Origin of the sequence: Kitasatospora sp. NPDC059571, assembly GCF_042735675.1 — a bacterium.
In the GTDB taxonomy this organism is placed as follows: domain Bacteria; phylum Actinomycetota; class Actinomycetes; order Streptomycetales; family Streptomycetaceae; genus Kitasatospora.
Window position 1 is genome coordinate 1 of the sequence record NZ_JBHWBW010000409.1, and the last position, 7,244, is coordinate 7,244.

At 71.8% G+C, this 7,244-nt stretch carries 7 protein-coding genes and 3 pseudogenes; 5 read left to right on the top strand and 5 right to left on the bottom strand.

The features are described from left to right. Positions 1-30 precede the first annotated feature (30 nt). Positions 31-1,392: an ABC transporter substrate-binding protein gene (locus ACFV0G_RS31305; protein ID WP_380555323.1), complete on the bottom strand. Its 1,362-nt coding sequence runs from the start codon at positions 1,390-1,392 to the stop codon at positions 31-33. A gap of 336 nt (positions 1,393-1,728) precedes the next feature. Between ACFV0G_RS31305 and ACFV0G_RS31310 the strand changes: the two genes are divergently transcribed. Next, the gene (locus ACFV0G_RS31310) at positions 1,729-2,529 is read left to right on the top strand and encodes a FadR/GntR family transcriptional regulator (RefSeq protein ID WP_380555335.1); all 801 of its coding nucleotides are present in this window, start codon (positions 1,729-1,731) and stop codon (positions 2,527-2,529) included. 40 nt (positions 2,530-2,569) lie between these two features. On the opposite strand, the pseudogene ACFV0G_RS31315 reads toward ACFV0G_RS31310, so the two are convergent. Then, positions 2,570-2,817: pseudogene (locus tag ACFV0G_RS31315) on the bottom strand (hypothetical protein); the annotation flags it as partial. Between the two features lie 232 nt (positions 2,818-3,049). Between ACFV0G_RS31315 and ACFV0G_RS31320 the strand changes: the two are divergent. From ACFV0G_RS31320 to ACFV0G_RS31335, 4 genes and pseudogenes are all read left to right on the top strand, one after another. Continuing rightward, positions 3,050-3,728, top strand: a pseudogene (locus tag ACFV0G_RS31320) (FadR/GntR family transcriptional regulator). Further along, a pseudogene (locus ACFV0G_RS31325) lies at positions 3,725-3,994 on the top strand (L-asparagine permease); the annotation flags it as partial. The pseudogenes ACFV0G_RS31320 and ACFV0G_RS31325, both read left to right, overlap by 4 nt. A gap of 107 nt (positions 3,995-4,101) precedes the next feature. Beyond that, a complete protein-coding gene (locus ACFV0G_RS31330) occupies positions 4,102-4,284 on the top strand; it encodes a hypothetical protein (RefSeq protein WP_380555325.1) in 183 nt (60 codons plus the stop codon). Between the two features lie 150 nt (positions 4,285-4,434). After that, positions 4,435-5,022, top strand: a complete 588-nt coding sequence (locus tag ACFV0G_RS31335) for a histidine phosphatase family protein (protein ID WP_380555327.1) — start codon at positions 4,435-4,437, stop codon at positions 5,020-5,022. Between the two features lie 76 nt (positions 5,023-5,098). Here ACFV0G_RS31335 and ACFV0G_RS31340 read toward each other — a convergent pair whose 3' ends face one another. From ACFV0G_RS31340 to ACFV0G_RS31350, 3 genes are all read right to left on the bottom strand, one after another. Further along, a complete protein-coding gene (locus tag ACFV0G_RS31340; RefSeq protein WP_380555329.1) occupies positions 5,099-6,328 on the bottom strand; it encodes an RNA polymerase sigma factor in 1,230 nt (409 codons plus the stop codon). After that, positions 6,325-6,648, bottom strand: coding sequence for a YciI family protein (locus ACFV0G_RS31345; RefSeq protein ID WP_380555331.1), 324 nt, complete (start codon positions 6,646-6,648; stop codon positions 6,325-6,327). Before ACFV0G_RS31345 ends, ACFV0G_RS31340 begins: the two co-directional genes overlap by 4 nt. A 242-nt stretch (positions 6,649-6,890) precedes the next feature. Next, the gene (locus tag ACFV0G_RS31350; protein ID WP_380555333.1) at positions 6,891-7,193 is read right to left on the bottom strand and encodes a hypothetical protein; all 303 of its coding nucleotides are present in this window, start codon (positions 7,191-7,193) and stop codon (positions 6,891-6,893) included. Between the last annotated feature and the right edge of the window lie 51 nt (positions 7,194-7,244).

Genomic DNA, 7,244 nt, shown 5'->3' on the forward strand with positions numbered 1-7,244 from the left:
GGCCGGAGCCGACCGCGGAGACGGTGGACGTCACTTCGTAACCTTGTACCCGAACGACTCGGCGTGCTTGACGATCGAGTCCTGCCAGGCCGGCAGCAGCGAGACGATGGTCTGACCCTGGGTCAGGCCCGGCTTCACCGTGGCGGCCCAGATCGCCTCCTGGCTGAACTGTCCCGAGCCCCAGCCCGACCAGACCTGGGACGAGGCGTCCTTCAGGGCGCCGAGGTCACCCACGAAGTACCCGGAGGCGGCCTGCGCCTTCAGCCAGTTCTCGGCGGCGGGCGCGTACGCCGGGAAGCCCGGGGCCTTCTCACCCTGGTAGGCGTTGTCGGTGGTGACCCACTTCAGGAAGTCCGTGGCCGCCTTGAGGTGGGTGGAGTGCTGGGAGACCAGCCAGGTGCCGCCGCCGACGTTGCCGGTGGCCGGCGCGGCGTCGCCCTGCCACTGCGGCATCGGAGCCACCCCGATCGTCTTGGCCGGGGTCTTCAGGGTGTCCTTGAACACCGCGCCGCCGTACCACGCCGGGCCGGGCATCAGCAGAACCTTGTCGGCCTCGTTCTTGCCGAAGTCGGTGCTGAAGACACCGGTGACGGACATGGACTTGTTCTTGATCAGGCCGTCCATGAGCTTGGCCATCTTGGTGCAGTTCTCACCGCCGGTGTTGGCCGTGACGGCCTTGGGGCCGGTGATGTGGTTGGCCTCGCACTTGCTCGCCCAGAGGTAGATCTCGGGGGTGAAGGAGTCGCCAGCGTCGCCCACCAGGTAGCCCGGGTGCTCGGCGGCCACCTTCTCGCCCAGCGCCTGGTACTCCTCCCAGGTCTTCGGGACGGTGTAGCCGAACTGCTTCATCAGCGGCGCGTTGTACCAGAGCACCGCCTGCGAGAGGTCGTTGCGCAGGCAGTAGACGGTGCCGTTGACGGTACAGACGTCGTGGGCGCCCCTGGCGAACTGGCCCAGGGTGTCCGCCGGGATCAGGCCCTTGTCGAGCGGCGCGGCGAAGCCCGCGTCGACCGCCCAGGAGGTCTCGTTGTTCTGCGAGCTGAAGACGACGTCCGGCCAGCCCTTGCCGGTCCGGTTGAACAGCTGGACCTTGGTCTGCAGGTAGTTCGACCCGTTGGCGTCGCCGTCGTAGGTGACGATGTCCAGCTTCACCTCGGGGTGCAGCTCCTGGTACTGCTTCGCGGCAGGCAGGCGGGTCGCGTCGACCCAGACCGTCACTGCCCCGTCGCTCTGGGCGGCCTGGGCGAAGCCGTCCTTGCTGGTCTTCTCCGGAGCCGCGCCGCTGCACGCGGACACGGTCATCGCCAGGGTGGCTGCGCAGGCGGCCAGCAGCACCGCTCGTCTCTTGCTGGGCACTGCCTTCTCGCCGGCGAGCGGCTTGTTGACGGTCATGAGCGACTCCACTGCAGGGGCCCCGAAACAGGGGCGGGAAGGCGGGGGTGGGGCGAGAGCCGCTGGTCCGCTGCTGCCCTCGGTGGATCAAATTAGCCGCCCTATCGAGAGGTGCGTCAAGGGTTTGCGCAGGCCTATTCAGAACAACTTCGGCCCGATGGGGCTCCACCTCAGCGGACTTACGCGCAATACATTCTGGTTTGTCCGCTATCGCCCGCCGTATCTCCGCTGCTACGTCTTGGCAAATGAGTCGGACTTATGATTGGCTGCGCTACGATGAGCCCGCTCCACAGCGATCAGCCGCCCCTCGCGCACGTCATCCCGGAGGCAGGAACGATGAACGACACGCCCACGACCGAGGCCGCCCTGCCTGCGCAGGCCTCTCCCGTCGCCGCGGCAGCGGGGAACGGCTCGGGCGAGGAGCGCCGCGACTACCGCCCCGGCTACGAGATCGTCTCGGAGCAGATCCTCGAGTTCATCGCCGGGGAGGGCCTGGTGCCGGGCGACCGGCTGCCCACCGAGCACGACCTGGCCAAGACGCTCAACACCAGCCGGGCGGTGGTGCGGGAGGCCGTGAAGATCCTCTCGGCCCTCGGCCGCGTCCGGGCCCACAAGGGGCGCGGCCTGTTCGTCGCCGACGACGAGGGCATGCTCATCACCAGCCGCTGGGGCGGCTTCTTCCGGCCGGTCGACCTCGACCACGTCCTGATGCTCTTCGAATTCCGCAAGGTCCAGGAGACCGCCGCCGCCAGCCTCGCGGCCACCCGCGCCACCCCCGCCGAGCTGCGGACCATCGAGGTCGCCTCGCAGCAGTGCAGGCACGGGGTCGCCCACGGGCAGGTCGACGTGTTCAACCAGGCGGACGACGACTTCCACACCGCCGTGGCCACCGCCGCGCACAACGCCTTCCTGCTCAGCGCCGTCCGCGACGCCCGCCGCCTGCAGCGGCAGTCCAGCGCCATCGGCATCCACGACATGCTCGGCGCGGCCGCCGAGGCAGCGGTCGAGGAGCACGAGGCGATCTACCGGGCCATTCGCGACGGCCGCCCGGAGGACGCCGCGGCGGCCACGGTGGTGCACCTCGACCGGACGCTGGAGGACTACCGGCGGGAGATCCAGCGCCGCCTGTTCGGCTGACTGTACGTCAGCGCCGCGTGCATCCGTGCGGGCCGGTGGGTCAGGACGGGTCGCCATACTGGAGACCGCGTCCGTCGGTGCCGTAGTCGGCGCCGGGCGCGGCCCTGCCGAAACCGAGCGCGGAGGCGGAGCGCATCGAGCCGAGGGCGGTGAAGGTCGCGCCGCCGTCGGTGCCAGGGGGAGCGTGCCGCCGACCAGCGCGTCGAAGGTGGTGGCGCGGTCGGCGACCACCTGGGCGTCGGTGCCCAGGCTGTCGACCCCGGACCAGCTCGACCCCTTGCCGGTGGAGCTGGGGACACCGAGCACCAGGGCGGTCGCGCCCAGGCCGCGGCGGTGGCGTCCGCGGCGTCCGCTGTGGGAGGAGTTGCTCATGAGTGGATGTTCTCCTTGCGAGCCGTGCACGAGGCAGGAGCGGACCCCGGCACCCGAGTCGGCCGGGATCCGCTCCCTAGTGGTCGTGGGCCGGGCAAAGGGTTGCCGTGCGCCCGGAACTTCTCCCGTTCCCCGTCGCGTCAGCGCGATGGAAGCGGTCTTCGGCCACCTGCGCAGCGCCATCGAGCGCGGTGAGTACGCCGTCGGGGACAAGCTCCCCTCCGAGGCCGAGCTGTGCCGCACCCTGGAGGTCAGCCGACCGGTCCTGCGGGAGGCGCTCCGGGCCCTGCAGGCCATGGGACTGACGGTGTCGAAGACCGGCAAGGGCACCTTCGTCCTCGCCAACGCCGTCGAGGACCCGACCTTCGGCGACTACGCGGCCAGCGACCTCCTGGAGGTGCGACGGCACATCGAGATCCCGGTCGCCGGGTACGCGGCCCTGCGCCGCACCCCCGAGGACCTCGACCACCTGGCCCATCTGCTCGACCGGATGGAGCGGGAGACGGACACCACCGCCTGGGTCGCCATGGATTCGCTCTTCCACCTGGCCCTGGCGGAGGCGGCCCAGAACCCGGTCTTCCGCCGGATCATCGAGGAGATCCGGGACGCCCTGGCCCGCCAGTCGGCCTTCCTCAACGAGCTGTGCGGCCGGCGCGAGCAGTCCAACCACGAGCACCCGGGCGATCCTCGAGGCGCTGGTGGACGGTTCCGAGCAGGACGCGATGGCGGCCGTGTCCCACCACCTCCAGGTCGTCGAGTCGACCCTCACCGACATCGTGCGCCCCCGTCGCACGGACTCCCCCACGGAAGGCGGACCCCAGACGTGAGCGAGCAGCTCCTCGAGGACGGAACGCACCAGCCGTCCCCCGGCCACGTCGACGCCGGTGACACCGGCTACAGCAAGTCCCTCAAGGCCCGGCACGTCAACATGATCGCCATCGGCGGCGCCATCGGCACCGGCCTCTTCCTCGGCGCGGGCGGTCGGCTCGCCGACGCCGGCCCCTCCCTGTTCGTGGCGTACGCCGTCTGCGGCGTCTTCGCGTTCCTCGTCGTCCGCGCCCTCGGCGAACTCGTGCTCTACCGCCCGTCGGCACGCGGGTGCGCGTGGTCGACTTCGAGGACTCCGGCCGCAGCGACCGCGCCTTCGAGATCGCCGAGGTCACCGAGCACGTGTCGGGCTGGGTGGACGGGAACCTGGACGTGCCGCTCCTGCTGCGCCACCTCGACCTCGCGCCGGCGGAGGCGGCCCGGCTGACGGACTGCCGGCGCCTGCTCGCCCTGGTCTGGCTGTTCCTGCTCGCGCTCGACGACCCGGAGCGGCCGCGCAACCCGCCCGGGAGTGCCGCACGCCAGGCCCGACGGCTGCTCGACCTGCTCGGCTGACCCGTGGGCCGGCCTGTCCCCCGGCCTGTCCCCCGGCCGGTCTGCCCGCCGTTCCGCCGGTCTGTCCGCCGGTCCGTCGCCGCGCGGTTCCGGCCCGCGCCGGAACGGGCGGACGCTCCGTCAGATATCGTCCACGGCCATGGGTGAGTCATGGGTGAGCTGATGGTGATCAGGCACGGCCAGACGGAGTGGAGCCGGGCGGGCAGGCACGCCGGCCGCACCGACGTGCCGCTGACCGACACGGGTGAGGCTGCGGCAAAGGCACTCGCTCCCCGGCTGGCCGAGCTCCGCCCGGCGGCCGTGTTCAGCAGCCCGCTGAGCCGTGCCGTGCGGACGGCCGAACTGGCGGGCCTCACCGGAGTCGAATCCGATCCCGACCTGCTGGAGTGGGACTACGGCGGCTACGAGGGCCTGACCGCGGAGCAGATCCGCGAGACGAGGCCGGGCTGGGACCTGTGGCGGGACGGCGTCGTTCCCGGCGACGCCGCGCATCCCGGCGAGCAGCTCCACCAGGTCGCCGCGCGAACGGATGCGGTGCTGGACCGGATCCGGCCACTGCTGGCCGACGGTGACGTGGCCGTCGTCGCCCACGGCCATCTGGCGCGCGTCCTCGCCGTGCGCTGGCTCGGCCTCGATCCGTCCGCCGCCCGACTGCTCGGCCATCCACATCCCGGCACCCTCGGTTTCCTGGCCACCGAGCAGGGACAACCGGTCATCTCCGCCTGGAACGTCCCGTAGCCGCGGACCGGCTGCGCGGGCGCCACTGCGCCCGGGTCCGGCACGGCGGTGCGATCGCGGCCACCCCGGAGCGCAGCTACCCCAGTTCGTCGCGGCGGCGGATGAGGTAGGCGGCCTCGGCGGTGTTTCCGGCGAGCTCGAGCGCCCGGTCGTACGCCTCGCACGCCTGCCGGGTGCGGCCCAGCCGACGCAGGAGGTCGGCGCGGGTCGCGTGGTAGGCGTGATAGCCGGCCAGCTCGCCGGCGAGGCGGTCGACGAGCGCCAGCGCCACCTGAGGGCCGCCGAGCTCCGCGACCGCAATGGCCCGGTTGAGGGCGACGATCGGCGAGGGGTCGAGGCGGGCGAGCCGGTCGTAGAGGGCGAGCACCTGCGACCAGTCGGTGTCCTGCACGTCCCGGGCGGAGGTGTGCACGGCGTTGATCGCCGCGAGGATCTGGTAGCGGCCCGGGGGCGCGCCGGTGGCCAGGCGCTCGCGCACCAGCCGGTGGCCCTCGGCGATCAGCGCCGCGTCCCAGGCCGTGCGGTCCTGCTCGTCGAGGGCGACCAGTTCGCCGCTCGGCGAGACCCGAGCGGCGCTGCGGGCCTCGGTGAGGAGCATCAGCGCCAGCAGACCGGCCGCCTCGCCGTCCTGCGGCATGAGGGCACGGATCAGGCGCGCGAGCCGGATCGCCTCGGCGCTCAGGTCGTGACGGACCGGATCGGTGTCGGGGCCGGTGGCCAGATAACCCTCGTTGAAGACCAGGAAGAGAACGGCGAGGACGCCGGAGACGCGCCCCGGCAGATCCTCCGCGGACGGCACCCGGTAGGGGATGCGCGCCCTCCTGATCTTGGCCTTCGCACGGGTGAGCCGCTGCCCCATGGCACTCTCCTGCACCAGGAAGGCGCGGGCGATCTCGGCCGTGGTCAGACCGCCGACCATGCGCAGGGTCAGTGCCACCCGGGTCTCCATCGCGAGCGCCGGGTGGCAGCAGGTGAAGATCAGCCGGAGTCGGTCGTCGTCGATGGGCCCCGGCGGCTCGGGAGGTTCGTCGTAGGACATCTGAGCCTCCTTCTGCTTGTCGTCGCGTTTGCTCTCGCGCCGGATCCGGTCGATGGCCTTGCGGTTGGCGGTCGTGGTGAGCCAGGCACCGGGGTTGGGGGGTACGCCGTCGGCGGGCCAGTGCTCGACGGCGGTCGCGAACGCGTCGGCCGCCGCCTCCTCGGCGATGTCGAGGTCGCCGAAGCGCCTGGTCAGGGCGGCCACCACCCGGGCCCACTCCGCACGGTGGGCCCGGGTGATCGCCTCCCTGACGTCGATCGCGTTCACAGGATCGGTCGCACCTCGACCTTCCGGTTGCAGGCCTTCGACCCCTCGGTGGCGAGCTTGAGCGCCGCGTCGAGATCGGGGGCCTCGATGATCCAGAAGCCCGCGATGAACTCCTTCGACTCCAGGTAGGGCCCGTCGGTGAACACCGCCTCCGCACCGCGGTTGTCGATCACCGTGGCCGTCTCGGGCTGCCCGAGACCGGCGGCGAAGACCCAGTGGCCGTCGGCACGGAGGCGGTCGTTGAACACGTCGATGGCGGCCATCTCGTCCGAGGTGGCAAGGTCCGACTCGTCGTAGAGCACGGAAAACAGGTACTGCATCTCGGATCCTCCTGCGCTCCCGGATGCCCCTCGCGGGCGTCCGCTCACCATGACAACGAACGGCCCCGCGCCGATCCGACACCGCTGCGGCACCCGTTCGGAGGATTCACCCCCGGTGGGCGCTCCGACACCGGCGGCACCCGCCCGGGACGTGCGAACGCCGCCCGTGATCCGGTCGGGCGGATCAGGGCGGCGTCCGTCGCGCTCGGCGGGCGGGCGACGGCGACGACGACGAGGGCACCCTAGGAGGCGTCGGCGTTCGGCGCGTTGCGCTCGCCCTTGTGCAGGTTCCGCGCCGAGTCTCTCAACTCTCTTGCGGCCTGCCCGAGAACGCCCCGCGAGTCGGCGCTGCGGATCTGCGGCCCGAGGTGGTCGGCGAGCTGCTGCACGGTGTCGACGAGCGCACCGAGGGACGCCAGCAGCTGCTTCTCGTCGCCGAGCCGGAACGGCTCGCGCGCGACGCGGGCGGACGCCAGCGCCCCTTCCCTCAGGCGCCGGTCGATGTCGTAGATCGCCGTGGTGATCGAATGCTGCGTGCTGCCCATGCCGACTCCCCTCCGGTGGGCCGCCGGGGAGCGGCCGGTCTTCCAGTGGTC